The 487-nt window shown below is 61.2% G+C and carries 1 pseudogene; it reads right to left on the bottom strand.

Features of this window, described 5'->3' with window-relative positions:
- Positions 1–487, bottom strand: a pseudogene (locus ACQ4OE_RS26765) (hypothetical protein); the annotation flags it as partial.

The following is a 487-nucleotide window of genomic DNA, read 5'->3' as shown; positions in this document are numbered from 1 at the left end:
ACGCTGAATTCCAGCGGATTGGCGTAACTGGTGCCGCCACCCTCTGCGCGTTTGATGTGATACGAGGCCGACACCGTGCCGCCCTCGTTGCCCTTGATCAGCTCGGCGGGGATGGTGAACGGCACGGGTTTGCCGGCGGTGTGCGTTGACAGGGTGATCGAGTCGCTGGCGGTGCCGGTGCGTGAACCGACCCACTGGTAAACCACCTCGTCGCCTTTCGCCGTTTTCAGGTAAACCACCGTGAGCGTGGTGCCATCCGTATCCGCCGGTAACACCCCGTCGACCACGCCGGCCACTTCCGGCTCTGGCAGTTCCAGGCGCGGCGCACCGACCTGCAGAATGTCGGCATGGATCGACTCACGAATGGCATGGGTGGCGTTGACCCGGTTCATGCTGCCGAGCACCGAGTCGTCGATCAATAACTGGTAATAGACCTCGACCTTGCCGCCATTGATTTGTGTCAGGTGGGTTTTGTCGACGTAAATCA

Source organism: Pseudomonas sp. WC2, assembly GCF_050586545.1.
Classification (GTDB): domain Bacteria; phylum Pseudomonadota; class Gammaproteobacteria; order Pseudomonadales; family Pseudomonadaceae; genus Aquipseudomonas.
Note: the sequence above shows the minus strand (reverse complement) of the source record. Positions and strands in the feature narration are given on the sequence as shown.